Consider the following 24,642-nt stretch of genomic DNA (forward strand, 5'->3'; position numbering starts at 1 on the left):
GGCTAGTCCCCGATGTCCGACATGGGCCGAACGGCCGAAGGTCCCTAGACGGACGGATGAACCATGCCCGATTTATCTGACTTTCACACGCCAGAAAGTACCTTATTCGGACTCATGATCACGCTTCGTGATGCGCCAACCACGAGGTTGCCTCATATCCGACACCGTAAATGGGTGGTTCGTGGTCAGTTGCACCGCTCCAGCAGCTGCACCGCGCGCCACCGGGCCACCAGCCGGTCGTACGCCGCCGACGCCTCCTCCGCCTCGCCCCGGGAGAGCCCGGCCAGGCCGGTCGCCACCAGCTCCGTCGAGTCGTCCGCCGCGAGGGTCTCGTCGGCGAGGAGCTGCACCAGGCCGCCGTAGTCGAGTTCCACCACCGAACGCGGGTGGAACTCCTCCAACCAGCGGGCGGCCTCCTCCACCGCCTCGGTGATCGGCGCCTCACCGACGGACTTGCGCAGCACCGACAGCGCGCGGGAGGCACGTCGGCGGGCCTTGGAGATCTCGGTGCGGTAGCGCAGCGCCCGCCGTGCCGGGTCGGTGACCAGCTCGCGCTCGCCCGACTCGAAGAGCACGAACCAGCGCAGCGGCACACCCCACGTGGCGATCTGCTCGTGCAGGCGCGGCACCCCGTGCTCCAGCACCCGGGCGCCGCTGCGCCAGTCCTCCACCACCGCCTTGGCCTGCCCGGCCAGGATCGGCGGGACGAACGCGTCGGCCAGAACCGACGGCACCCCGTCGCGCGCGCTCAGCGCCGCCTCGGCGACCCGGATCCGCAGGTTCCACGGGCAGACCAGCAGCGTGTCGTCGGCCTCCAGGACGTACGCCTCGTCGGGCAGGTCGGGCAGCCGGGTCCAGCCGGCGCCCAGCGCCTCGATCACCACGGTGCGCTGCCGGCCGGGCCCCTCCAACGGGGCGACCGCCCGCCCCTCACGGACATACCGCCGCCAGTACGACTGGCGCTCCCGGTCGAAGGCGGTCAGCGGCTCGTACACGCGCAGGTAAGAAGCGAAGAGCGACGGCACCGCGCGATCCTCCCATGAAACCGGGCCGGCACGCCTCCACCGTCCGCGGTCACGCGTGACGTCGGCGACAGTGCGGCGCCGGCCGATATTAGGCTCAGCAGGACCGGCAGCATCCCGCCGGCGTCCACGAGGTCCGCGTCCCACAAGGGCGCACACCGACACAGGAGCAAGCCATGGGCGTATTCGCGAGCACCGACGACCCGGGATCCACCGGTCACGAACAGGTCGTCTTCTGCCAGGACAAGCAGTCCGGCCTGAAGGCGATCATCGGCATCTACTCGACGGCGCTGGGCCCCGCGCTCGGCGGCACCCGGTTCTACCCGTACGCCAGCGAGGAGGCGGCACTGGCGGACGTGCTCGACCTGTCCCGCGGCATGGCGTACAAGAACGCCCTGGCGGGGCTGGACCTGGGCGGCGGCAAGGCGGTCATCTGGGGTGACCCGGAGCAGGTCAAGAGCGAGGCGCTGCTGCGCGCGTACGGCCGCTTCGTGGAGTCGCTGGCCGGGCGCTACTACACCGCCTGCGACGTCGGCACCTACGTCGCCGACATGGACGTGATCGCCCGGGAGACCCGCTACGTCACCGGCCGTAGCGTGGAGCACGGCGGCGCCGGCGATTCCTCCGTCCTCACCGCATGGGGCGTCTACCAGGGCATGCGGGCCGCGGCCGAGCACGTCTGGGGCGCGCCGACGCTGAACGGCCGGCGGGTCGGCGTGGCCGGCCTGGGCAAGGTCGGCAAGCACCTGACCGCGCACCTGCTCGAGGACGGCGCCGAGGTGGTGGCGACCGACGTCAACCCGAAGGCCCTGGACTGGGTGCGCGCCAACCACCCGCAGGTCGACCTGGTCGACGACGCCTCCGCGCTGGTCGCCGCCGACATCGACGTGTACGCCCCGTGCGCGCTGGGCGGCGCGCTCAACGACGACACGGTGCCGGCGCTGCGCGCCAAGGTGGTCGCCGGCGCGGCCAACAACCAGCTCGCCCACCCCGGCATCGAGAAGCTCCTGGCCGACCGGGGCGTCCTCTACGCCCCCGACTACGTGGTGAACGCCGGCGGCGTGATCCAGGTCGCGGACGAGATCGAGGGCTTCAACTTCGACCGGGCCAAGCTGCGCGCCACGAAGATCTACGACACCACCCGGGAGATCCTCCGGCTCGCCGACGACGAGGGCGTGCCGCCGGCGGTGGCGGCAGACCGGCTGGCCGAGCGGCGGATGGCCGACGTGGGCCGGCTGCGCACGATCCACCTGCGGTGACCCGCGCCTCGGGGCGTGGGTCCGCCCGCGCCCCGGGGTCGCCGTTTGTCCCCTCTCGGGGGGGTTTGTCTGGTGTCACGGCCGCTCCGCCGCCCGCCCCTTACCCGGTACACTCGGTGACGACCGGATGACTGCGACGCGCAGGGCCGGCTTACGGTAACCCGAGGTGCCGAACGGCGGCATCCCCATGTACCGTAAGAGCCACGAGAGATGCCTGACGTCATCGGGGCCCGCCTTCGGGCTGCCCCGCATTCTGTGCGAGGGGGTCGAGCCATGGGGCGCGGCCGTGCTAAGGCCAAGCAGACGAAGGTGGCGCGGGAGTTGAAGTACCACTCCCCGAACACCGACCTCACCGCCTTGCAGCGCGAACTGGCGGGTGCTGGTAAGTCTGAGCAGCACTTCGACGACGACTACAAAGAGTATGTCGACGACGATGATGAGGATCACGCGGACGACGAGCCGGATCCCTGGGCTCCTCCGACCCGCTGACCTCCGGTCGCATCTGAGCACGCGGCAACTCCCCGCGTGCTCACGCATGTGCCCAACCTGAGCGGCGCCACAGACCGACGATCAGGGACCCACCGTGCCGGATACGCTCCGGCAGACCGGCAGGGTCCCTGATCTCGGTGTGTCAGCGCGGGCGGTTGTTCCAGTTGTAGAACGTCGGGATGTTCTCGAAGTGGTTCCAGGCGCAGACCGCGCTGGCGCCGTCGGAGCCCGACACCTCCGCCCGGGACCGGCGCGCGGCCTCGGCCTCGTGGAGCAGTGCGGTGAGCCCTGCGGCGGCGTCCCGGACCCGATCGGCGACCGGTTCCACGACACCTCCCCCGACACGCTCAGGCTGCCGGTGACTGGTGGTCTCGGGCATGCTCCAACACTCCCTCCAATAGGCGGATCTTGCTGTTGCGGCAGTGGTCGGTCTCCGTACCGTCGAACCGCCCCTGCTCGAAGTAGCGGTTCGCCGCGTGGCCGCCACCGCAGAAGCCGAAGTAGGGACAGGACGACCGGCACGCCTCGACCCCGGTGAGGAACTCCGCCACCCAGGGCGTGTCCGGCGCGCCGGCCAGGATCTCCCCCAACGGGGTCGACAGCACGTTGCCGCTGCTGAAGTCGCCGTACCGGGGGTCGGTGAAGCCGGCCAGCTCCGGGGAGAGCACGACCACCGAGCCGTCCTGGGCGACGGTGGGGATCGGGTCGAGCCGTCGGGGCAGCAGGTCGTCCGTCGTACCGTCCAGCACCGCCGCCGCGTAGCGCAGCGACCACTCCACCTCGCGCAGGTGGATCCGGGGCGCCTTCCGCCAGGCTCCGACCAGTTCCGCCCAGAACGCGGTCACCGCCGCCGCGTCGTGCGCGTTGCCCCGGGTGTTCACCCCCTCGGTCTCCTCGACGTTGACGCCCAGCACGTCGCAGCCGAGGTCGAGGAAGTAGTCGTACAGCTCGGTGGCCAGCCCCGGGCCCGGACGGCTCACCACGGCCAGGGCGGAGAAGGGCAGCCCGTGCCGGCGCAGCGCCGCGACGCCGCGCAGGATCCGGTCGTACGCCGGCCGGCCGGCCCGGGTCACCCGCTCGCCGTTGCGCTCCCGGGGGCCGTCCACGCTCACGCTCACCCGCACCTGGTGCTCAGTGAAGAACGCGCACCAGGCGTCGTCGATCAGCGTGGCGTTGGTCTGCACGTGGTGCTCCACCGCCGGCCCGAACGGGGCGATCAGCGCGGCCAGGTGCTCCCGGCCGGCCGCGAGCGGCTCCCCGCCGTGCCACACCACCGAGAAGCGCGACCGTTCCGCCCACGGGTTCACCGCGGCGGCGACCGCCTCGGCCACCGCCACCGGCATCCGCCGGTCGAGGGCCCGGTGCGGGAGATAGCAGTACGCGCAGTCCAGGTTGCAGAGGGTCGTCGGCTGCATCACCACGTACGACGGGAGCGTGCCGATGCCCCGCATCCCGGTCACGCCCGGTGCCCGAGCAGCCATCGGCCCTCCTCCCCCGTGCCTGAAGTGCCCTTCAGGCTAGGCGGCGATGGCCACTCGGGTGAACCCCCGATCAGGTGCCCGGCTGATCAGCGGAGAGTGATCATCCCCGGGTGTGCTGACCGATCATCTGCACGTTGCCGGTGCCCTCGATGATCTCGCCGGCCTGCCAGGCGTCGACGCCCCGGCCGGCCAGGGTGGCCAGCGCGCGGTCGGCGTCCTCGGCCGAGACGATCGCGAACATGCCGACGCCCATGTTGAAGGTCGCCTCCATCTCCGGGTCCTCGATCCGCCCCTTGGACTGGATCAGGTCGAAGATCGGCTGCGGCTTCCAGGTGGACCGGTTGACCACCGCGTCGACGTGCTCGGGGAGCACCCGGACCAGGTTGCCGGGGATGCCGCCGCCGGTGACGTGGGCGATCGAGCGCACCTCGGCCTCGGCGATCAGCTTGAGGCAGTCCTGCGCGTAGATCTTGGTCGGGGTGAGCAGCTCCTCGCCGAGGGTGCGCTGCCGGCCGAAGTCCTCGATCACCACGTCCAGCCGCATCCGACCGGCGCCCAGCAGCACGTGCCGGACCAGGGAGTAGCCGTTGGAGTGCAGGCCGGACGAGCGCATGGCGATCACCACGTCGCCCACCTCGACCCGCTCCGGGTTGAGGATGTCGCTCTCCTCGACCACGCCGACGCCGGTGGCGGAGATGTCGTACTCGTCCGGGCGCAGCACGCCCGGGTGCTCGGCGGTCTCGCCGCCGAGCAGCGCGCAGCCGGCGTACCGGCAGCCGTCGGCGATACCGGCGCCGATCTCGGCGACCTTGTCCGGCACGACCTCGCCGGTGGCGATGTAGTCGAGCAGGAAGAGCGGCTCGGCGCCGCAGGCCACCAGGTCGTCGACGACCATCGCGACCAGGTCGATGCCGACCGTGTCGTGGATGTCCATCTGCTGGGCGATCACCAGCTTGGTGCCCACGCCGTCGGTGGAGGAGGCGAGGATCGGGTTCTTGTACTTCTTCGTGTCCAGCCGGAACAGGCCGGCGAAGCCACCCAGGTCACCCATGACCTCCGGGCGCCGGGTCTGCTTCACCTTGGACTTCAGCAGCTCGACCGCGCGGTCGCCCGCGTCGATCGACACCCCGGCGTCGGCGTACGAGACCGAGCGTTTGCGCGTCGCGCGGCCGGCGCCGGCCGTCCAGGGCTGGCGGTCGCCACCAGCGCCGGTCGGGCTGCTTCCTGCGCCGCTGCGCTCGGACACGTGCGTCACGGTTCTCCCCTTTGTGGTTCTCGGTGCCGTGCCGGTGGTGACCGGACGACCCCGGTGGTGCTACGGGTGGACGGTCGCGCCGCCCGGAGCGGCGACGAGCGGTGGGGCGATGTGCTCCGAGGTGCCGGCGACGCGCCGCCCCACTCCTTCGAGCACGTGCTTGCCGATCAGGTTCCCGGCCGGCAGCTCGATCGGGTACTCCCCGTCGAAACAGGCCCGGCAGAGCCGCGTCTTGGGCTGCTCGGTCGCGGCGATGAGGCCGGGCAGCGACACGTAGCCGAGGGTGTCGGCGCCGATCGACCGCCGGATCCCCTCGTTGTCCAACCCGTTGGCCAGCAGCTCGGCCCGGGTGGCGAAGTCGATGCCGTAGAAGCACGGCCAGTTGACCGGCGGTGAGGAGATCCGGACGTGCACCTCCAGCGCGCCGGCCTCGCGGAGCATCCGCACGATGGCCCGCTGGGTGTTGCCGCGCACGATCGAGTCGTCCACCACGACCAGCCGCTTGCCCCGCACGTTCTCCCGCAGCGGGTTGAGCTTGAGCCGGATGCCGAGCTGGCGCAGCGTCTGCGAGGGCTGGATGAAGGTGCGCCCGACGTACGGGTTCTTCATCAGCCCGGCGCCGTAGGTGATGCCGGAGGCCTCCGCGTAGCCGATCGCCGCCGGGGTGCCCGACTCCGGCACCGGGATCACCAGATCCGCCTCGACCGGGTGCTCCTTGGCCAGCTGGCGGCCGATCTGCACCCGCGCCGCGTGCACGTTGCGGCCGGCGATGGTGGCGTCCGGGCGGGCGATGTAGACGTACTCGAAGAGGCAGCCCTTCGGCTCCGGCGCGGCGAACCGGCTGGAGCGCAGGCCGTCCTCGTCGATCGCGATCAGCTCGCCCGGCTCGACCTCGCGGACCACGCTGGCGCCGACGATGTCCAGGGCGGCCGTCTCGCTGGCCACCACCCAGCCGCGCTCCAGGCGACCGAGGACCAGCGGGCGGACGCCGTGCGGGTCACGGGCGGCGTAGAGGGTCGACTCGTCCATGAAGACGAAGCTGAACGCGCCGCGCAGCTGCGGCAGCACCTCCAGCGCGGCGGCCTCCACGGACAGGTCGGGGCGGCTGGCCAGCAGCATCGTCACCAGCGAGGTGTCGTTGGTGGCGCCGTCGGCGATCAGCCCCCGCTCGGCGACCTCCTTCTGGAGCTCGGCCGTGTTGACCAGGTTGCCGTTGTGGGCCAGCGCGATGGTGGTGCCGGAGCTGGTGGAACGGATGGTCGGCTGGGCGTTCTCCCAGGTCGAGCCGCCGGTGGTGGAGTAGCGCGCGTGCCCGATGGCCAGGTGGCCACGCAGGCTCGCCAGGGTCGGCTCGTCGAAGACCTGGGCCACCAGGCCGAGATCCTTGTAGACCACCACGCCCGAGCCGTCGCTCACCGCGATGCCGGCCGCCTCCTGACCGCGGTGCTGCAGCGCGTAGAGGCCGAAGTAGGTGAGGTTCGCGACCTCTTCGCCGGGGGCCCAGACACCGAAGACGCCACAGGCGTCCTGGGGGCCGGGTCGCTGGGGATCAAGGTCGTGGCTCAGCCGGCCGTCGCCTCGGGGCACCTGCCGCTCCCTCATGCTGGTCTGGACTGGCCGGGCGGGTCAGCAGGCACTGATCCGCACTCCTCGGCCGAGACCACTGTCGTCGCCTGACAGTGTACGCGAATGGCCGTCGATACAGATAGTCACGATTCGGCTCCATGGCGTCACGGAGCGGGGTCGCCCCGTTCCAGCTCGAGGGGCAGGTGCTCGGAGAGGTCCGCCCGGTTTCCACTCACCCGTACGCGACCGTCCGTCACCGCATCCGCCCAGGAGAGCCGTCCGGTGGCCAGGGCCAGCCAGACCGCCGGCGGCATCTCCACCACGTTCGGCGGGGTGCCCCGGGTGTGTCGGGGACCCGGAACGCACTGAACTGCACCGTAAGGTGGGACACGCACCTCCACCGATCGGCCGGGGGCGCGCTCCGCGAGGGCGGTCAGAAGGGTACGGACCGCCTCCCGGTACACCGGCCGATCGGGCGTACGCCCCTCGTCGAGCGCCGTGAGCGCCGCCGCGACCGCGGCGGACTTAATGTACGGAGAGGACACGACGGGACGATACGACTCGCCCGCAGCGCCTGCCACGCTGGCCCTGGGTCGCGCTGATCCGGTCAGACAAGGCATAGTTGCCGACGGCGTATTCGTACCGTGATGATCCCCGGCCCTGGCCGGGGAGGTCAGACCGGAAGGCGGTGGACGTGTCAACGCACCGACATGCCTGGAAGCAGCGGGCGGGTGTGGTCGCAGTGCTGGCTGCCGGCGCCCTGCTCACCGCCCCCGCGGCACCGGCCCTCGCGGCCACCGCGACCGTGCAGCCCGGCTCGGTGACGGTCAACGCCGGCAGTGACGCCACCGTCAGCGTGACCATCCTGCCCAGCCCGGAGGACAAGAGCGGCGAGCTCGGCCTGACCGGCCTTCCGTCCGGCGTGTCCTGCGCGAACGGCTGCGGGAACTTCCCGTTCAACGGCCCGCCCGGCTCGCCGAAGACCGTCCTGCTCACGCTCAAGGCGAACGACAACGCGGGGGAGGCGAACACCTCCGTCACCGTCCAGGTCAAGCCGGACCAGTCCGCCCCCGCCACGGCCAACTTCCAGGTCGCCGTGAAGCCCAAGCCGCCGCCGCCGACGACGCAGCCGCCGCAGGTCCAGACGGTCAAGTCGGTCTCCGGCAAGGTGACCATCGCGGCCAACGGCGAGGCCGTCCCCAACGCCGTGGTGATGCTGGTCGACTCGGCGCAGCACCAGTTCCAGACGACCAGCGACGACAACGGCAACTTCCGCTTCACCGGCTCCACCGACAATCCGATCACACCGGGCCGGCTCTCCCTGGGTGCCAGCAAGGACGCCATCGTCGCCACCAAGTCGATCAGCGCGAGCGCCGGGCAGAGCCTGACCGGCCAGCGGATCAGCCTGGCGATCAAGGTGGAGGTCAGCCCGACCGCGACGCCGCAGGCCACCGAGGAGGCCACCGCGCCCGCCGGAGAGGCGACCGAGGAGGCCACCGACGACCAGGCCACCGAGGCGGCCCCGGCAGCGGGGGAGGCCGCTTCGAACGACGAGGGCGGCGGCGTCGGCTCGTTCCTGATCATCCTGCTCGGTGGCCTGCTGGTGGCCGCCGGAGTGGGCACCATCGTGCTGCTCTGGATGCGCCGTCGCAACGCCGATGACGACGACGCGGACGGCCCGGCCGGTGCCGCCGCAGCGTCGGCGGTGCCCGGCGCCCGGGGTGGGTACCGGGGCGCCGACGACCACACCCGGGTCGTCAACCGGGCCGGCGCCGGAGCCGACCCGACGATGGTCGGCGGCGCCGCGCTGAGCGACGCGCCGACCATGATGCACCGTCCGATCGTCGACGACGTCCCGCCGGACCCGTACGCGGCTCCGCCCCAGGCGTACGGCGCGGGCGCGGCCGCGGGCGGCTGGGCCGGCAACGGGTACGGCGACGAGCCCCCCGTCCAGGGCGGCTACGGCCAGCAGGCGAGCTACGGCAACGCGCCCTCCTCGGGTGGCGGCTACGGTGGTGCCCCGTCCTCGGGCGGCGGCTACGGCGCGGCGGGTGCGGCCGGCGCGGCCGGCGCCTACGGCGGCGCCCCTGCCTCCGGCGGCGGCTACGGCGCCGGCCAGGGTGGCTACCCGCAGCAGGACCAGGGCGGCGGCTACGGCGAGCAGCGGTACGACGAGCCGACCGGCCGGTACACCGGCGACGCGGCGCAGTCGTACACCGCGCCGGCCGACCCGTACCCGACCAGCACCTACCAGCCGGAGCCGGCGAACGGTTACGGCCAGCCGGAGCAGGGCGGCTACGGCCGGTCCCAGGAGCCGACCGGTGGCTACGCCGGCGGCAACGGCTACGGCGCCGGCCAGGGTGGCTACGACGCCGGCCCGCAGCAGGGCTACGACGGCGGGTACGACCAGCGCGGCGGCGGCTACGGAGGCCAGCCGGGCGGGTACGACCAGCCCGGCGGCTACGGCCAGCAGGCCGGGTACGACCAGCCGGCCGGCTACGGTCAGGAGCCGCCGCAGCCACGCAGCGGCGGCTACGACAACCACAGCTACGACCAGCAGCAGGGTGGCGGCTACTACGGCGACCAGGCCCCGACGGGGCGGACCCGGCCCGACGCCGCCCCGCAGGAGCGCGGCGGTCGCCGGTTGGACTGGCTGGACGACTGACCCACCCGGGGCCGCGCCCCGACGGCAACGCGACGGCGAAGGGCCGCCCGGACATCCGGGCGGCCCTTCATCGTGTGACGGTGCCGCCCGACCGGCTTTCCGTGGGCGGGGCGACGCGACAGCGCGCCGCGGGGGCGGTGGCGGTGGCGCGGGAACGGTCATGCGGCGGAGAAGACACCCTGACGCAGGACGGGTACCACGTCGGAGACGCCGATCCGGACGGCGACCTCGACATCCCCGGCGAAGCCGCCCTCGATCAGCTCGCGGCCGGAGACGCAGCCCCGTACCGCTGCCGGCACATCCGGGGTGCTCGCCAACGCGGCGAGGGCCATCGCCGCCTCCACCGACAGCCCACCGGGCACCCCGGAGATGGCGTCCAGCACGCTGGCCGCGCCGAGCTGGTCCTCCACCGACGGGCGCAGGGTGCCGTCCGGCCAGCGTTCACCGGCGGCGACCACGCCCACCGGGGCGTCCCTGGTGCCGTACCCCTGGCGGCGCAGCCAGCGCCCGACGGCGCGGCCGTTGCGCAGGCAGGCCGCGACCACCGGCAGGCCGGTGGCGCTGGCGGCGGCGCTGATGGCCGAGCCGTTCGGCGACGGCAGCACCAGGTCCGCGACGACCGGCGCGGTGGTCAGCGCCGCCGGTGAGAGTGACCACGGATGGTCCGGCGTCACCTGCCGGCGGCCCACCGCGGCGACCGCGCCGACCCGCACGGCGTACTCGGCCGCCTGCTCGCCCCAGGGGAACGGGTGGACCCGCATGCCGCGGCCGACCCCGACCTCCACGGCGGTGGTGAACGAGAGCACGTCCACCACCACCAGCACGGCGCAGACCCGGCCGAGCTCGGCCGCCCCGGTCAGCCCCCAGTCGAACCGGGCGCCGGAGCCGGGCTGGGCGTGAACGGCCGCGGCCAACGCCTCAGCGCTTATCGGGCGCGGAGGACTGCTCGTCGTCGCCGGAAACGGTCTCGGCCGCCGGCGCATCGGGAGCCGTAACATCGGCACTGCCCTCCGTGGTCGGCTCCTGCTCGGCGGCCGGCACCCCGGCTGCGGCACCGGTGGCCTCGTCGGCCGCCGGCACGGCGTCCGTCGCGGTCTCCGCCGCCGGGCCGGTCGTGGCCGGGTCGGTCTCCTCGACCGGTACGCCCGCGGCGGGCGGCACGACCGTGACCGCCTCGGCGACCGGCGCGTCGGCGGCCTCGGCCGGCCCGGTGGTCGGCACGTCCACCGGGCGCGCGGCGGTGGCCGGCGCGACGGTGGTGGTACCGGTCCGGGTCGCCTCGATCTCAACCTTGGCGGCCTCGGGCCCACCGAAGAGTCGGGGCAGAGTCGCGCTGTGCGCGGCGTGCAGCTCGTCCAGCCCGATCCGGAACTGGCCGTGCACCTCCAGCGCGGCACTGGCCGGATCGGTCATACCGATCAGCTCCCACGGCACGCCCCGCTCGGCGCAGAGGGCGGTGAACGCCTTCTCGTGCCCGCGCTGCACCGACACCAGCACCCGGCCGGCCGACTCGCTGAACAGGAAGACGAACGGCAACGAGCCGTCGGCGAACCGCTCCGGCACCCCGATCCGGGCGCCGACCCGGCGTCGCAGGCAGGACTCGACCAGGCTCTGGGCGAGACCACCATCGGAGAGGTCGTGCGCGGAGCTCAGGTGACCGACCCGGGCCGCCTCGGCCATCAGCTCGGCCAGCTGCCGCTCCCGGCCCAGGTCGACCTGCGGCGGCATGCCGCCGAGGTGCTCGTGGGCGACCCACGCCCACTCGGAGCCGGAGAGCTCCACGTGCGTGTCGCCCAGCAGGAAGATCTGGTCGTGTTCGCCGCCGGCGCGCGGCACGAAGCCCATCGGCACCCGGTCGGCCACGTCGTCCAGCACGCCCAGCACACCGACCACCGGGGTGGGGTGGATCGCCGCCGCGCCGGTCTGGTTGTAGAAGCTGACGTTGCCGCCCGTGACCGGGATGCCCAGCTCCAGGCAGCCGTCCGCCAGACCGCGGACGGCCTCGGCGAACTGCCACATCACGCCCGGGTCCTCGGGCGAGCCGAAGTTGAGGCAGTTGGTCACGGCGATCGGCTTCGCGCCGGTCACCGCCACGTTCCGGTACGCCTCGGCCAGCGCCAGCTTCGTCCCGTTGTACGGGTCGAGGCGGGCGTACCGGCCGTTGCCGTCGACGGAGAGGGCGACGCCCAGGCCGGTCCGCTCGTCGATCCGGATCACGCCGGAGTCCTCCGGCTGGGCCAGCACGGTGTTGCCCAGCACGTACCGGTCGTACTGCTCGGTGACCCAGGTCTTGTCGGCCAGGTTCGGCGACGCGATCATGCGGAGCACGGTCTCCCGCAGCGCCTCCGGGTTGGTCGGCCGGGGCAGCGTCTCGGCCCGGTCGGCCTGGAGCAGGATCAGGTCGGCCGGCTCGCGCATCGGGCGGGCGTAGACCGGGCCGTCGTCGACCAGCGAGCCCGGCGGCACGTCGACCACCACGTGGTCACGCCAGGTCACCAGCAGCCGGCCCGGCTGGCCGTCGGCCGACGGCGCGGTGACCTCGCCGATCGCGGTGGCGAGCACGCCCCACTTCTCGGCGGTCTTGAGCACCGCCTCCAGCTTCTCCGGCGTGACGACCAGCAGCATCCGCTCCTGGGACTCGCTGGCCAGGATCTCGTGCGGCTCCATCGAGGGCTCGCGCAGCGGAACCCGCTCCAGCCAGACCCGCATGCCGGTGCCCGCGGACGCGGCGGTCTCGGTCAGCGCGCAGGTCAGGCCCGCGCCGCCGAGGTCCTGGATGCCGACGACCAGCTCGGCGTCGTACAGCTCGAGGCAGGCCTCGATCAGCAGCTTCTCGGTGAACGGGTCGCCCACCTGCACCGACGGGCGGCGCTGCTCGCTGCCCTCGTCGAAGGTGGCGCTGGCCAGCACCGACACGCCGCCGATACCGTCCCGGCCGGTCTTCGCGCCGAGCAGCACCACCACGTTGCCGGGGCCGGTGGCGTCCTTCTTCTGCAGCCGGTCGACCGGGAGTACGCCGAGGCAGAGCGCGTTGAGCAGCGGGTTGCCCTGGTAGCAGGGGTCGAAGACCAGCTCGCCACCGATGTTGGGCAGGCCGAGGCAGTTGCCGTAGCCGCCGACGCCGGCGACCACGCCGGGCAGCACCCGGGCGGTGTCGGGGTGGTCGGCGGCGCCGAAGCGCAGCGGGTCCATCACCGCGATCGGGCGGGCGCCCATGGCGAGGATGTCCCGGACGATGCCGCCGACGCCGGTCGCCGCGCCCTGGTACGGCTCGACGAAGCTCGGGTGGTTGTGCGACTCGACCTTGAAGGTCACCGCCAGCTCGTCGGAGACGCGGACCACGCCGGCGTTCTCCCCGATGCCGGCGAGCAGCCGGTCGCTCGGCGGGGCCTTCTCGCCGAACTGGCGCAGGTGCACCTTGCTCGACTTGTAGGAGCAGTGCTCGCTCCACATGATCGAGTACATGGCCAGCTCGGCCTGGGTGGGGCGGCGGCCGAGGATGTGCCGGATCCGGTCGTACTCGTCGTCACGGAGGCCCAGCTCCGCGTACGGCTGGAGTTCCTCCGGGCTGTCGACGGCCCGCTGCACGGTGTCCACACCGGCGGTCCAGTCGGCGGCCGGCGCCAGGCCGGAGTGCCGGCCCGCGTCGGCCGGGCCGCCCTGCGGTGCCACGGCGGCCGGGGCGCCCGGGTAGGGGCCCGGTGTCTCCCGTACGGCCGGGTCCTGATGGGTGGTCATGACCTCTCCTCGCTGCGCTCGTCGCCGCCCGCCGGGCGGTGGAGCAGACCGATGTTCCCGCCGCGCACCGTCACGCCGGCGTCCCCACCAGGTGCTTGAGCACCGAGGTGAAGAAGCCGAGACCGTCCAGGGAGGGGCCGGTGAGCGCCTCGACCGCGTGCTCGGGGTGGGGCATGATGCCGACCACGTTGCCGGCGGAATTGGTGATCGCGGCGATGTCACGCTGCGAGCCGTTGGGGTTGCCGCCGACGTAGCGGGCCACGACCCGCCCCTCGGCCTCCAGCTCGTCCAGGGTCGCGGTGTCCGCGACGTAGCAGCCCTCACCGTTCTTCACCGGGATGAGGATCTCCTGCCCGGCCTGGAACGCGTTCGTCCAGGCGGTGCCGACGGACTCGACGCGCAGGACCTGGTCCCGGTTGCGGAAGTGCAGGTGCTGGTTGCGGGTGAGCGCGCCGGGGAGCAGGTGCGCCTCGCAGAGGATCTGGAAGCCGTTGCAGATGCCGAGCACCGGCAGGCCGCCGCGCGCCGCGTCCACGATCGTCTCCATCACCGGCGCGAACCGGGCGATGGCGCCGCAGCGCAGGTAGTCGCCGTAGGAGAAGCCGCCGGGGAGGACGACGCCGTCCACTCCGTGCAGGTCCGGGTCACCGTGCCAGAGCCGGACCGGGTCGGCGCCGGCGATCCGGACGGCGCGGGCCGCGTCGCCGTCGTCGAGCGAGCCGGGGAAGGTCACCACACCGACGCGCGCGGTCACGGGTGCGCGTCCACGGTCTCGTCGGCCTCGACGACCCGGACGGTGAAGTCCTCGATGACCGGGTTGGCGAGCAGCTTGTCGGCGATCTCCCGGGCCCGGTCCAGGTCCGGTTCACCGGTGAACTCGATCTCGATCCGCCTGCCGATCCGGACGGAGGCGACGTCACTGACGCCGAGCCGCGGCAGCGCGTTTGCGACGGCCTGGCCCTGAGGATCGAGGATCTCGGGCTTGAGCATGACGTCGACGACGACGCGAGGCACTGGGCACTCCTGACTGTGTACGCAGTTGGGTGCCGGCCCACTACGGGCGAGCGCAGCCAGCGTACCTGGCAGATTCCGCCCCGGACGCACCGGTCGGGGGCAGTCCAGGCAGTGATCGACATAACCGGCTGCCGTCCGTCGCCGCACCCGCTCCCAGCTCGACCAAACCCGCCCTGAGCAGGCATTTTCCGCCGACCATGGCGATCAAATTGTTACCTCGCGGCGGCTCGGCGACGTCCGGGGTGGTTGTGGGCTCATAACGGTTCGGTCAACCCTGCTGGCCGGTGTCCGACAGTACGGCGCGACCCGGGCCGATCGACCCGTTCCCGTGCCGCCCGTCCGCGCCGCGCCGTTTTGCAGCATCCGATCAGGTGAACACGGCTCGCGAACGAGCCGCCCGGCTACTGACAGCATCGGAACCGTGCTGGTCGTGACGACGGATCAACTGCCTGGCTACGAGATCCGCCAGATCCTCGGCGAAGTGGTGTCGTCGATGGCGCGGACGCGGAACCCCTACCGCGAGGGGGTCAAGAACCTGCGCGGCGGCGCGTACGACCCGATGGCGCCGGACAACCTGACCCGCTGGCGTACCGACTCGGTGGCCCGCCTGGGTGAGGAGGCGCTCCGGCTCGGCGCGAACGCCGTGGTGGGGATGCGGTTCGACAGCCGCGACTGCGGCGAGATGTGGATGGAGATCTGCGCCTACGGGACCGCGGTGATCGTGGTGCAGAAGACCCCCGACGTGATGCCCCACGATCAGCCCCTGGTCGCCGCGGAAACGGCCCACGAGCCCAGCTTCACCGAGGCCCCCGGCGGCATCGCCGAGCCGGCGAGCGCCCCCAACCTCTCCTCGTCCGCCGACACCCCCACCCGCGACTCCTGACCCGGCCAAACCTTGTTGATCAAGAAGTTTGCGCCCTCGTGGAGCGTTCCCGCGTGCGCAAACTTCTTGATCAACGGCGAGAGGGCCGGGGTCAGAGGATGGGGGGTGGGGTGTAGGTGGTGGCTTGGGGGTGGGCGGCCAGGATGTCGGCGATGCGGGTGGTGATGCGGTCGATCTGGGTGGTGGCGGCGCCGGTGAAGGCGGCGCGGTCGGCGACCAGGGCGTCGATCTCGGCGCGGGACAGACCGAGCCGGCCGTCCGCCGCCAGGCGGTCGAAGAGGTCGTTCTCGGGAGCGCCCTTCTCGCGCATGGCGAGCGCCACCGCGACCGCGTGCTCCTTGATCACCTCGTGCGCGACCTCCCGGCCCACCCCCCGTCGGACCGCCGCGACCAGGATCTTCGTGGTGGCCAGGAACGGCAGGAAGCGCTCCAGCTCCCGGTTGATCACCGCCGGGTACGGCCCGAACTCGTCCAGCACGGTGAGGAAGGTCTGGAAGAGCCCGTCGGCGGCGAAGAACGCGTCCGGCAGCGCCACCCGGCGGACCACCGAGCAGGAGACGTCCCCCTCGTTCCACTGGTCACCGGCCAACTCGCCGACCATCGACAGGTAACCCCGGATGATCACCGCGAAGCCGTTCACCCGCTCGCTGGAACGGGTGTTCATCTTGTGCGGCATGGCGCTCGAACCGACCTGCCCCGGCTTGAAGCCCTCGGTCACCAGCTCCTGGCCGACCATCAGCCGGATCGTCGTGGCCAGCGAGGACGGCCCCGCGGCCACCTGGGCCAGCGCGGAGAGCACGTCGAAGTCGAGCGACCGCGGGTAGACCTGCCCGACGCTGTCCAGCACTCGGGCGAAGCCGAGGTGCCCGGCCACCCGGCGCTCCAGCTCGGCCACCTTGTCGGCGTCGCCGTCGAAGAGGTCGAGCTGGTCGGCGGCGGTGCCCACCGGCCCCTTGATGCCGCGCAGCGGGTACCGGCCGATCAGGTCGTCCAGCCGCTCGTACGCGATCAGCAGCTCCTCGGCCGCCGACGCGAAGCGCTTGCCCAGCGTGGTCGCCTGCGCGGCGACGTTGTGCGACCGGCCGGTCATCACCAGGCCGGAGTACTCGTGGGCGTGCCGGGCGAGCCGGGCCAGGGTGGCGACCACCCGGTCCCGGATCAGCTCCAGCGAGGCGCGCACCTGGAGCTGCTCGACGTTCTCGGTGAGGTCCCGGGAGGTCATCCCCTTGTGCACGTGCTCATGCCCGGCGAGTGCGCTGAACTCCTCGATCCGGGCCTTCACGTCGTGCCGGGTGACCCGCTCGCGCTCCGCGATCGAGGCCAGGTCGACGTCGTCGACCACCCGCTCGTACGCCTCGACCACCCCGTCGGGAACGGCCACGCCCAGGTCGCGCTGGGCCTTCAGGACGGCGAGCCAGAGCCGCCGCTCCATCCGTACCTTCTCCTCGGGTGACCAGAGGGCGACCAGCTCGGGCGAGGCGTAACGGTTGGCGAGCACGTTCGGGATCGTCGTCACGTACCTCATTCTCTCCTACGGCCCGGTCCGGCCTGGACCCGCCCGCCGCCGGTCAGGCGGGCGCGGGACGCCCGGTGAGCGCGCGCCACAGCCCGGCGCACGCCTCCTCCTCGGTGTCGAAGACCTGCCGCACGTCGTACGTGCCGCGCTCGTAGGCGCCGATCTCCCACCGTCCCCCCGCCGACCCCCGCAGGAACCAGAAGTCGGCAGGGACCGGCACGTGCTCGTGCACGCCCTCGATCTCGAAGGCGTCCGGCGACAGTCCCGTCGTCAGCAGGGCGTTGCGCACCTGGTGCCGGTCCACTCCCCACCTCCCGATAAAGGACGATCAGTGCCTTCATCGTCGGGAGGTCGGAACGTGAATGTGAGCTTTTGTGCTTGTTGCCCACCGAAGGTGGACCTGGTCGGTCAGGGGCGGTTCAGCTCGTAGATCGTCACCGGGCCGGCGACCAGCCGGACCCGGGCCAGCCGGGCCAGCTCCGGGGAGACCGCGCCGGCCCGGGAGTCGGCGAAGAGCCAGCGGACGTCGTACTCCCGCGCCATCCGGTCCAGGTCGACCGGAGTGGGTGCGGTGAAGACGCCGTCGTTGAACGCGAGCAGCGCGGGGTCGGGCGGGTCCTGCCGGACGTACCCGAGCCCGTAGCGGCCCTGCGCGGCCAGCGCGGCGTCCGTGTAGCCCCAGCTCTCCATTACGGCCCGACGGCCACCGAGACCGGTCACCCAGAACGCCCGCGCGTCGCAGTGCGGGACAGTCGCCACCGGCTGGCAGTGCACGTTGGTGGCCACCACGTCGTCGGTCCCGGCGTGCGCGTCCAACCAGAGCGCCGCCCGCGCCTCGTCCGCGGTGAGGGCGAACCGCGAGGGATACACCGGCCCGGCGGGCCGGGACAGCAGATTCACCGTGCCGTCCACGCCGGCGGCCACGCTCCCGCCGAGCAGCGCGGCGGTCACGCCCACCAGCGCGGCCCCCACCCACCGCCGGCGACCGGTGGCCCGCTCGCCGGCCGGCGCACCGCTCGGCGCCGCTTCCGCGGCCACGGCGGTGGGCTCCTCGCCGATCCGGGGCGCGCCCGCGCCGACCGGCCGGATCCGGCGGGCCAGCGCGGCGACCCCGACCCCGAGCAGCGCCGCCAGCGCCACGAACACCGCGAAGCGGACCACCGAGTCGGCCAGCTTCCCGTTCCAGGCCGCCAGCTGCCGCTCGGGGCGGCCGAGGAACGGCACGGCCAGCGTCACCACCGCGCCGGCCAGGGCGCTCACCACCGGCACCGGCCACGGTTGGCGCGCCGCCACCAACCAGCCGGCGGCCAGCAGCGCACCGAACGGCACCACCCCGAGCCAGAAGTAGAGCTGGCTGGCGGTGGGGTGGTAGGTGACCCAGGTGGCCCCGGCACCCGCCAGCACCGCGCCGGCGAGCAGCCAGCCGGCCGGATCCGCCCGGTGCTCCCGGGTGGCGAGCAGCGACAACCCGGCCCACCGCGGCGTGTTGGTCAGCAGCCACCAGCCGAGCAGCGCGAACCCGAGCAGCCACCCGATCCGGCCGGCGTCGGCGAGGCCGGGCGGCAGCAGTCCGCCCGGGGCGGCCCGGTCGCCGGCGCCGAGCGTCTCGGTGTACGGCAGCATGAAGCGGATCACGCCGAACAGTTGCGGGCGCAGCGACGAGGCCCCGCCGCCGGCGAACAGGACGTAGCCGACGCCCATCGCCGCCACGAGGCAGGCCAGCGCCCCGAACGCCGCCCACGGCACCCGGCGCCGCACCCACCAGCCGACCAGCGTGGCCAGCCCCAGGCCGGCGATCACCGGTGGCAGCGCGCTGGACTTCGACCCGGCACAGGCCAGCCCGAGGAGCGGCACCAGCGGCCAGGCCCGCCCGAGACGCTGGTCCCGGACCACGTCGAGGCAGATGCCGGCGAGCAGCAGCATCGGCACCAGCACGTACGTCTGCGAGATGCTGACCAGCGACAGCGGCGAACTACCCGGCGTGCTGACCGGCGAGCCGAGGAGCACCGGCAGCCCGAGCAGGCCACCGGCGGCCGCCACCGGACCGGCCCAGGCGGTCCGGCTGAGGTCGCGGGCCAGCCCGGCGACGAGCAGGACCGCCGTGGCGGACACCGGCACCAGCCAGAGCCGCAGCAGCACCACGGCGGGCGGAATGCCGGTGACCATGCTGCCCGTGGCGACGTGGGCGTCGGAGAGGTAGTGGTACCGCAGCGCCTCCCCGGCGACGTGCGGCAGCCGGAACGGCATCGACCGGGTCAGCTCCTGCGCGAGGCTGAGGTGGTAGAAGAGGTCCTGGTAGTACGCGGAGGTGGCCGGCGGCAGCGGGACGTGCCGCCACTGCGTCATCGCCCAGCCGAGCACCAGCAGCAGCACCACGCAGATTGCCCAGTTCCAGGCCACCGGGAGCGGCCGGCGCGGGCCGACCCGCCAGTGCCGGCGCAGCCCCGGCACGGCCAGGAAGGCGAGCAGCACGGGCGCCGGCCACCAGCGCAGCAGGGACTGCTGACCGGTGGCGGCGGCGCCGGCCCAGGCGACGAGCTCCAGCAGCAGGCCGGTGGCCGCGCCGTAGCCGAGGTCCTCGGGCAGGTTGCCCCGCCCGCCGCGCAGCGCCCGGTGCACCAGCGTGCCGGGCAGCACCAGCGCCACCGCCCAGTACGCGGCGAACCGCCAGGCGTCGGCGACCGGCACGTCGCCGCGGTCCCAGGCGAACAGGACGGCGACCAGGACGATCACCCAGGGCAGGGCGGACGCCGCGACGCGCAGCGGGCCGACCCGGCTGGGGGCGGGCCGGTCCGACACGTGGTCCTCCACGGCGGTGCCTGGGGCGGTCACCGGCGGATCTCGAAGACGGTGACGTCGTACGAGACGAACCGGGGGGTCGCGTACCGGGCCAGCTCCGGATTGACGCCCGGCTCCACGGCGACCAGCCAACGGATTCGGTGGTTCTCGGCCAGCGCGGCGACGTTCACCTCGGTCGGCGCGGTGAAGACGGCGTCGTTGTGGCTCAGCCGCTGCGGGTCCCAGTACGGACTGCCGCCGAGGTGGTCGTAGATGGTGCGGTCGGTCAGCGCCTGCTCGACGTACGCCCAGCCCTCGACCAGCACCCGCCGCTCCGAGTACGCAGCCAGCCAGAAGTCGCGGTTGTCGCAGAGCGGACGGGCGGGGAACCGGCAGTGGCGGTTGGTGGCGACCAGGTCGTCCGGGTCGGAATGCTCCCGTAGCCAGCGGGCCGCCTCGATGCCGCCCACCGGGATGCTGGGCTCGGACACGGTCAGGTCCCGCAGCGGCGCACCGGACGAGACCAGCTCCGTCATGTACCGCAACTGACCCGAGTCGCTGACGGCGGAGGTCGCGGCGAAGAGCACCACCACCGCGGCCACCCCGGCCGACGGCGCGAGCCGAACCAGCCGGGCGAGGACGAGCAGCACCACCCCGAGCGCCACCAGCACCGCCACCAGGGCGAGGTACGGCTCGACCACCCCCTCCAGCAGGTGCAGGCCGGCCGGGCGGTACCGGCCCGCCCCGTTCCGGACCACGAACACGGCCGACACCCCGAGCGCGGCGGCCAGCGCCAGCAGCCCGACGAGGGCGAGCCGGGCGCCGCGGCGCAGCTCCGCTGCGCGGGACAGCAGGCTGGCCAGCCCGAGCGCGGCCAGCATCGCCAGGTACGGGCGGGCCGTCCGACCGAAGTAGATCTCGCTCAGCCCGGGATGGCCGAACGTGTACATCGCACCGATCCCCGCCGCGGCGAAGCCTGCCATGAACAGTACGGCCGGATCGGAGAGCCAACGCCGGCGCAGCAGCCCGACGATGCCGACCAGGCCGAAGGCGCAGGCCAGCAGGGAGATCAGGGCGAGCGTCCCGAGGGCGGACCAGGGCTCGGTCGGCATCGGCGCGCCGAGGACGAGCCCGCCCACCATGCTCCACCTGACCACTGACAGCGGGGCGACCTCGGTGCCGTAGCTGCCGCCGTTGAAGAGCACGTACTGGGCGAAGGCGAACCAGGCCAGCACGATCGCGAGCGCGGACAGCGTGCGCAGCCGCCGCCGGCGGGTGACCAGCTGCCCGACCAGCGCGAGGAGCAGCCCGCAGGCCAGGGCGGGCACGAAGGTGGCCTTGGCCCCGGCGACGGCGCCGACCAGCAGCACCAGGGCGGCCCAGCCGCCGGCCGGGGCGGCGGCCTCGCGGAGCAGCCGGGCCAGCACCAGCAGGACGGCCAGGGCCAGCGTCGCGGCCATGGTCTGGGTCGGGCTGAGCCAGAACGTGTCGAGCAGCGTGGCGTCGAAGACCGGCGCGGAGGTCCAGGCGTACGGGACGGTCGCGGTGCCGAGGTAGAGCAGGAGCAGCGCCACCGGGCCGGGCCACCACCGCCCGCTGATCGCCCGCAGCACGCCCACCACCAGCACCAGGAACGCGGCGACGATCGGCAGTACCAGGAGCCGCAGGATCAGCACCTGCGGTTCGATGCCGGTGATCCAGCTCGACGCGGCGGCGTGCGCGTGCGCGTACCAGTGGTACTGGAGCGCCTCCGTCGCCACGTACGGCGCGGTGGGTCGCATGTGGTGCTTGAACTCGCCGACCAGCGCGATCTGGAACGGCAGGTCGACGTTGGGGGTGAGGGAGGCCGGGCCGGCCAGCGCCTCGGTCCGGAAGAACAGCGCCGAGCGGGCCAGCATGAACAGGGCGAAGCCGGCGAGCGCCCAGCTGACCCCGAGGGGGAGCCGCTCGGGTCCGCCCCGCCAGTGCCGGCGCAGTCGGGGCACGGCGAGGAACGCGACGATCGTGAGCGCCGGCCAGCCCAGCACGGCCAGCGGCACGTCGAGGGCGCGGGCCGGGATGTATACCGCCAGCTCGACGGCGAGCCCCAGGGCGAAGCCCGCCGCCACGTCGACGGCGAGGGTGCCGGAGCGCCCGTGCAGGGCGCGCCACAGCAGGGTGCCGGGCAGGGCCGCGCAGCCGACGGTGTAGCCGGCGAAGAGGGCGATGTCCTTCCCGGAGACGCCGTACCAGTTCAGGACGACCGCAGTGGCGGCGAGCACCAGGGCGGTCGGCAGCCAGCCGCCGATTCGGGGGAACCGCCGTCGTCGCGGCGGCGGGGTCGGTTCCGGCGCGGCGGCTCCGTCAGGGCCGGACGCGACGCCGTCCGGCAGGTCGGAAGTTCCATCACTGTCCACGGGGGACGGTGCCGCGTCCTCCGTTGTGTGCAGCTCCAGCATCCGGCTCAGCCGCTGACGGGAACGCCCGGCCGGTCGGCGGAGACCGCCGGGTCCGCCGAATCGGCCACCACCAGCGGCTCCGCCAGCTCACCGGGCGACTCCACGGAGTCGAAGCCGACGTGGAAGATCGGCCGGTTCTGCACGGTCGCGTAGATCCGTCCGACGTACTCCCCGAGCAGGCCGAGGCAGATCAGCTGCACCCCGCTGAGCAGGAGCACCGCCACGAACATCGAGGTCCAGCCGGGGATCGCGGTGCCGGTGGCGTACGCGGTCATGCCGAAGGCGATCAGCGCCAGGCAGGCCACGAAGCTGGTCACCCCGAGCCAGGTGGCGACCCGCAGCGGGGCGGCCGAGAAGTTGGCCGTGCTGTCCCAGGCCAGGGCCACCATCTTGCGCAGCGGGTACTTCGTCTCGCCGGCGGCGCGCGCCTCCCGGACGTAGCTGACCTCGGCGCTGGGGAAGCCCAGCGAGGGGATCAGCAGCCGGTAGACCGGCGCGCGCTCGGGCAGCCGGCGCAGCACCTCGACGACGTCCCTGCTGAGCAGCCGGAAGTCGCCGGCCTGGGCGGGCATGTCCCCGCCGACCAGCCGGCGCATCAGCCAGTAGTAGCCGCGGGCGGTGTTCCGCTTGAAGACGGTGTCGGTGCTGCGGTCGGAGCGGACGCCGTAAACCACGTCGACGCCGTCCTCCCGGGCCACCCGGAGCATCTCGGCGATGGTCTCCGGCGGGTCCTGGAGGTCCGCGTCGATGCTGACCACCCAGCGGCCGCGGGACCGGTGCAGGCCGGCGGTCAGCGCCGCCTGGTGCCCGCTGTTGCGGCGCAGCTGGACCAGGCGCAGCTGCGGCCACTGGCGCGCGTGGACACTGACCAGGCCGGCCGTGCCGTCCCGGCTGCCGTCGTCGACGGCCACCACCTCGTACTCGACGTCGAGGGCGTCGAGTACCGGCCGCAGCCGGGCGACGAGGGCCCCGATGACCGCCGTCTCGTTGTACATCGGAACGACCACGGAGAGCGTGATCGGTCCGGACATGGTTGATCCCATCGTTGCCGGCCCCGTCCCGGACGCAGAGAATCTGTAACGCTGTTCGACCTAGAAACGCTACACGGGGCCGACGCCCGGCGCGAGGGACCACACTTCCGTGCCGAGGTCTCCGACCGGTCACCTGCGGGTGAACTATCGGTTGACGGTTCAGCGCTCCAGGATCGCGGTCACCCCCTGGCCGCCGGCCGCGCAGATCGAGATCAGGCCCCGACCGCTGCCGGACTCGGCGAGCAGCTTGGCCAGCGTGGCCACGATCCGCCCACCGGTGGCGGCGAACGGGTGGCCGGCGGCGAGTGAGGAGCCGTTGACGTTCAGCTTTTCCCGGTCGATCGACCCGAGCGGGCCGTCCAGGCCGAGCCGCTCCTTGCAGAACTCCGGCGACTCCCACGCGGCGAGGGTGGCCAGCACCTGGGAGGCGAACGCCTCGTGGATCTCGTAGTAGTCGAAGTCCTGAAGGGTCAGCCCGGCCCGGGCCAGCATCCGGGGCACCGCGTACGCGGGCGCCATCAGCAGACCCTCGTCGCCGTGCACGAAGTCGACGGCGGCCGTCTCGGACCAGGAGAACCAGGCCAGCACGGGCAGGTGGTGCTCGCGCGCCCACTCCTCGCTGGCCAGCAGCACGGTCGAGGCGCCGTCGGTGAGCGGGGAGGAGTTGCCGGCGGTCATGGTGGCCCGCTCGGCGTCCGGGCCCTTCGTGCCGAAGACCGGCTTGAGCGAGGCGAGCTTCTCCGGGCTGGTGTCCGGCCGGAGGTTCTGGTCCCGGGTCAGCCCGAGGTACGGCGTCATCAGGTCGTCGAAGAAGCCCCGGTCGTACGCGGCGGCGAGCCGCTGGTGCGAGCGCAGCGCCAGGTCGTCCTGGGCGGCCCGGTCGACGTTCCAGCGCACGGCGGTGCGGGCGGCGTGCTCGCCCATGGAGAGTCCGGTGCGCGGTTCGGCGTTGCGCGGGATCTCCGGCTGGAACGGCTGGAGCGGGCGCAGCTTGGCCGCGACCTTCAGCCGCTCACCGAGGGTGCGGGCGGAGTTGAGCTTGAGCAGGGTGCGGCGCATCTCCTCGTTGACCGCGAGGGGGGCGTCGGAGGTGGTGTCGACGCCGGCGGCGATGCCCACGTCGAGCTGCCCGAGGGCGATCTTGTTGGCGACCAGGATGGCCGCCTCCAGGCCGGTGCCGCAGGCCTGCTGGATGTCGTACGCCGGGGTGTGCGGGTCGAGCCGCGAGCCGAGCACCACCTCGCGGGCCAGGTTGAAGTCCTTGGAGTGCTTGAGCACCGCGCCGGCCACCACCTCGCCGACCCGCTGGCCGGCCAGCCCGAACCGGGCGATCAGCCCGTCCAGGGCCGCGCCGAGCAGGTCGGCGTTGGACGCGCTGGCGTACCGCGAGTTGGACCGGGCGAAGGGGATGCGGTTGCCGCCGATGACCGCGACCCGCCGGATGCTCTGCACGATCCCGCCTCCGTTTCAGGGCTTGCCCACAACCTACTGGCCAGTAGGCTACGCC

The 24,642-nt window shown here is 73.1% G+C and carries 20 protein-coding genes; 4 read left to right on the top strand and 16 right to left on the bottom strand.

All coding sequences use genetic code 11. The features are described 5' to 3' along the window. Nucleotides 1–185 precede the first annotated feature (185 nt). Nucleotides 186–1,025 carry a DUF8083 family protein gene (locus tag AC5RWQ_RS03670; RefSeq protein WP_494281322.1) on the bottom strand — a complete coding sequence of 280 codons (840 nt, stop codon included), beginning with the start codon at nt 1,023–1,025 and terminating at the stop codon, nt 186–188. A 173-nt stretch (nt 1,026–1,198) separates the two neighbouring features. Between AC5RWQ_RS03670 and AC5RWQ_RS03675 the strand changes: the two genes are divergently transcribed. Both AC5RWQ_RS03675 and AC5RWQ_RS03680 read left to right on the top strand, forming a co-directional pair. After that, a complete protein-coding gene (locus tag AC5RWQ_RS03675) occupies nt 1,199–2,281 on the top strand; it encodes a Glu/Leu/Phe/Val family dehydrogenase (protein WP_494281323.1) in 1,083 nt (360 codons plus the stop codon). Between the two features lie 273 nt (nt 2,282–2,554). Next, on the top strand, nt 2,555–2,770 hold the full coding sequence (locus AC5RWQ_RS03680) for a DUF3073 domain-containing protein (protein WP_494281324.1): 216 nt from the start codon (nt 2,555–2,557) through the stop codon (nt 2,768–2,770). 142 nt (nt 2,771–2,912) lie between these two features. Here AC5RWQ_RS03680 and amcA read toward each other — a convergent pair whose 3' ends face one another. The 5 genes from amcA to AC5RWQ_RS03705 form a co-directional block, all read right to left on the bottom strand. Then, a complete protein-coding gene (gene amcA / locus AC5RWQ_RS03685; RefSeq protein ID WP_334486569.1) occupies nt 2,913–3,149 on the bottom strand; it encodes a multiple cyclophane-containing RiPP AmcA in 237 nt (78 codons plus the stop codon). Beyond that, nucleotides 3,118–4,221, bottom strand: coding sequence for a cyclophane-forming radical SAM peptide maturase AmcB (gene amcB, locus AC5RWQ_RS03690; RefSeq protein WP_494281617.1), 1,104 nt, complete (start codon nt 4,219–4,221; stop codon nt 3,118–3,120). The genes amcA and amcB overlap by 32 nt, the downstream gene beginning before the upstream one ends. A 130-nt stretch (nt 4,222–4,351) precedes the next feature. Next, the gene (purM, locus tag AC5RWQ_RS03695) at nt 4,352–5,506 is read right to left on the bottom strand and encodes a phosphoribosylformylglycinamidine cyclo-ligase (RefSeq protein ID WP_494281325.1); all 1,155 of its coding nucleotides are present in this window, start codon (nt 5,504–5,506) and stop codon (nt 4,352–4,354) included. A gap of 60 nt (nt 5,507–5,566) precedes the next feature. Beyond that, a complete protein-coding gene (gene purF / locus AC5RWQ_RS03700; protein ID WP_494281326.1) occupies nt 5,567–7,093 on the bottom strand; it encodes an amidophosphoribosyltransferase in 1,527 nt (508 codons plus the stop codon). Between the two features lie 143 nt (nt 7,094–7,236). After that, complete coding sequence (locus AC5RWQ_RS03705; protein ID WP_494281327.1) at nt 7,237–7,617, bottom strand: sterol carrier family protein; 381 nt, start codon at nt 7,615–7,617, stop codon at nt 7,237–7,239. Between the two features lie 149 nt (nt 7,618–7,766). Between AC5RWQ_RS03705 and AC5RWQ_RS03710 the strand changes: the two genes are divergently transcribed. Then, nucleotides 7,767–9,737: a carboxypeptidase-like regulatory domain-containing protein gene (locus AC5RWQ_RS03710; RefSeq protein WP_494281328.1), complete on the top strand. Its 1,971-nt coding sequence runs from the start codon at nt 7,767–7,769 to the stop codon at nt 9,735–9,737. 158 nt (nt 9,738–9,895) lie between these two features. Here the strand turns inward: AC5RWQ_RS03710 and AC5RWQ_RS03715 are convergent, their stop codons facing one another. From AC5RWQ_RS03715 to purS, 4 genes are all read right to left on the bottom strand, one after another. Next, nucleotides 9,896–10,651, bottom strand: a complete 756-nt coding sequence (locus tag AC5RWQ_RS03715; protein ID WP_494281329.1) for a 2-phosphosulfolactate phosphatase — start codon at nt 10,649–10,651, stop codon at nt 9,896–9,898. 4 nt (nt 10,652–10,655) lie between these two features. After that, nucleotides 10,656–13,475, bottom strand: coding sequence for a phosphoribosylformylglycinamidine synthase subunit PurL (gene purL / locus AC5RWQ_RS03720; protein ID WP_494281330.1), 2,820 nt, complete (start codon nt 13,473–13,475; stop codon nt 10,656–10,658). Nucleotides 13,476–13,545: 70 nt separating this feature from the next. Next, entirely contained in the window at nt 13,546–14,229 is a 684-nt protein-coding gene (gene purQ, locus AC5RWQ_RS03725; protein WP_494281331.1) for a phosphoribosylformylglycinamidine synthase subunit PurQ, read from the bottom strand. After that, nucleotides 14,226–14,489, bottom strand: coding sequence for a phosphoribosylformylglycinamidine synthase subunit PurS (gene purS, locus AC5RWQ_RS03730; protein ID WP_088959474.1), 264 nt, complete (start codon nt 14,487–14,489; stop codon nt 14,226–14,228). Before purS ends, purQ begins: the two co-directional genes overlap by 4 nt. Before the next feature lie 328 nt (nt 14,490–14,817). Here purS and AC5RWQ_RS03735 point away from each other — a divergent pair, with 328 nt between their 5' ends. After that, nucleotides 14,818–15,372 carry a YbjQ family protein gene (locus AC5RWQ_RS03735; protein WP_494281332.1) on the top strand — a complete coding sequence of 185 codons (555 nt, stop codon included), beginning with the start codon at nt 14,818–14,820 and terminating at the stop codon, nt 15,370–15,372. A 91-nt stretch (nt 15,373–15,463) separates the two neighbouring features. Here the strand turns inward: AC5RWQ_RS03735 and purB are convergent, their stop codons facing one another. The 6 genes from purB to AC5RWQ_RS03765 all read right to left on the bottom strand — a co-directional run bounded on the left by purB (nt 15,464) and on the right by AC5RWQ_RS03765 (nt 24,587). Beyond that, on the bottom strand, nt 15,464–16,888 hold the full coding sequence (gene purB, locus AC5RWQ_RS03740; RefSeq protein ID WP_494281333.1) for an adenylosuccinate lyase: 1,425 nt from the start codon (nt 16,886–16,888) through the stop codon (nt 15,464–15,466). 52 nt (nt 16,889–16,940) lie between these two features. Beyond that, the gene (locus tag AC5RWQ_RS03745; protein ID WP_334486598.1) at nt 16,941–17,192 is read right to left on the bottom strand and encodes a hypothetical protein; all 252 of its coding nucleotides are present in this window, start codon (nt 17,190–17,192) and stop codon (nt 16,941–16,943) included. Nucleotides 17,193–17,296: 104 nt separating this feature from the next. After that, on the bottom strand, nt 17,297–19,720 hold the full coding sequence (locus tag AC5RWQ_RS03750; RefSeq protein WP_494281334.1) for a hypothetical protein: 2,424 nt from the start codon (nt 19,718–19,720) through the stop codon (nt 17,297–17,299). Next, nucleotides 19,717–22,062 (bottom strand): hypothetical protein, encoded by a 2,346-nt coding sequence (locus AC5RWQ_RS03755; protein WP_494281335.1) that lies wholly within the window; start codon nt 22,060–22,062, stop codon nt 19,717–19,719. The genes AC5RWQ_RS03750 and AC5RWQ_RS03755 overlap by 4 nt, the downstream gene beginning before the upstream one ends. Before the next feature lie 47 nt (nt 22,063–22,109). Next, the gene (locus AC5RWQ_RS03760) at nt 22,110–23,135 is read right to left on the bottom strand and encodes a glycosyltransferase family 2 protein (RefSeq protein ID WP_494281336.1); all 1,026 of its coding nucleotides are present in this window, start codon (nt 23,133–23,135) and stop codon (nt 22,110–22,112) included. Nucleotides 23,136–23,294: 159 nt separating this feature from the next. Continuing rightward, the gene (locus AC5RWQ_RS03765; protein WP_494281337.1) at nt 23,295–24,587 is read right to left on the bottom strand and encodes an acetyl-CoA C-acetyltransferase; all 1,293 of its coding nucleotides are present in this window, start codon (nt 24,585–24,587) and stop codon (nt 23,295–23,297) included. Nucleotides 24,588–24,642 lie beyond the last annotated feature (55 nt).

The sequence above is a fragment of the Micromonospora sp. BS32 genome, assembly GCF_059089345.1.

Coding starts and splice junctions, on each gene's coding strand:
- purL (WP_494281330.1), bottom strand. CDS start 13,475: ATGACCACCCATCAGGACCCGGCCGTACGGGAGACACCGGGCCCCTAC.
- AC5RWQ_RS03760 (WP_494281336.1), bottom strand. CDS start 23,135: ATGTCCGGACCGATCACGCTCTCCGTGGTCGTTCCGATGTACAACGAG.
- amcB (WP_494281617.1), bottom strand. CDS start 4,221: ATGCGGGGCATCGGCACGCTCCCGTCGTACGTGGTGATGCAGCCGACG.
- AC5RWQ_RS03680 (WP_494281324.1), top strand. CDS start 2,555: ATGGGGCGCGGCCGTGCTAAGGCCAAGCAGACGAAGGTGGCGCGGGAG.
- amcA (WP_334486569.1), bottom strand. CDS start 3,149: ATGCCCGAGACCACCAGTCACCGGCAGCCTGAGCGTGTCGGGGGAGGT.
- AC5RWQ_RS03675 (WP_494281323.1), top strand. CDS start 1,199: ATGGGCGTATTCGCGAGCACCGACGACCCGGGATCCACCGGTCACGAA.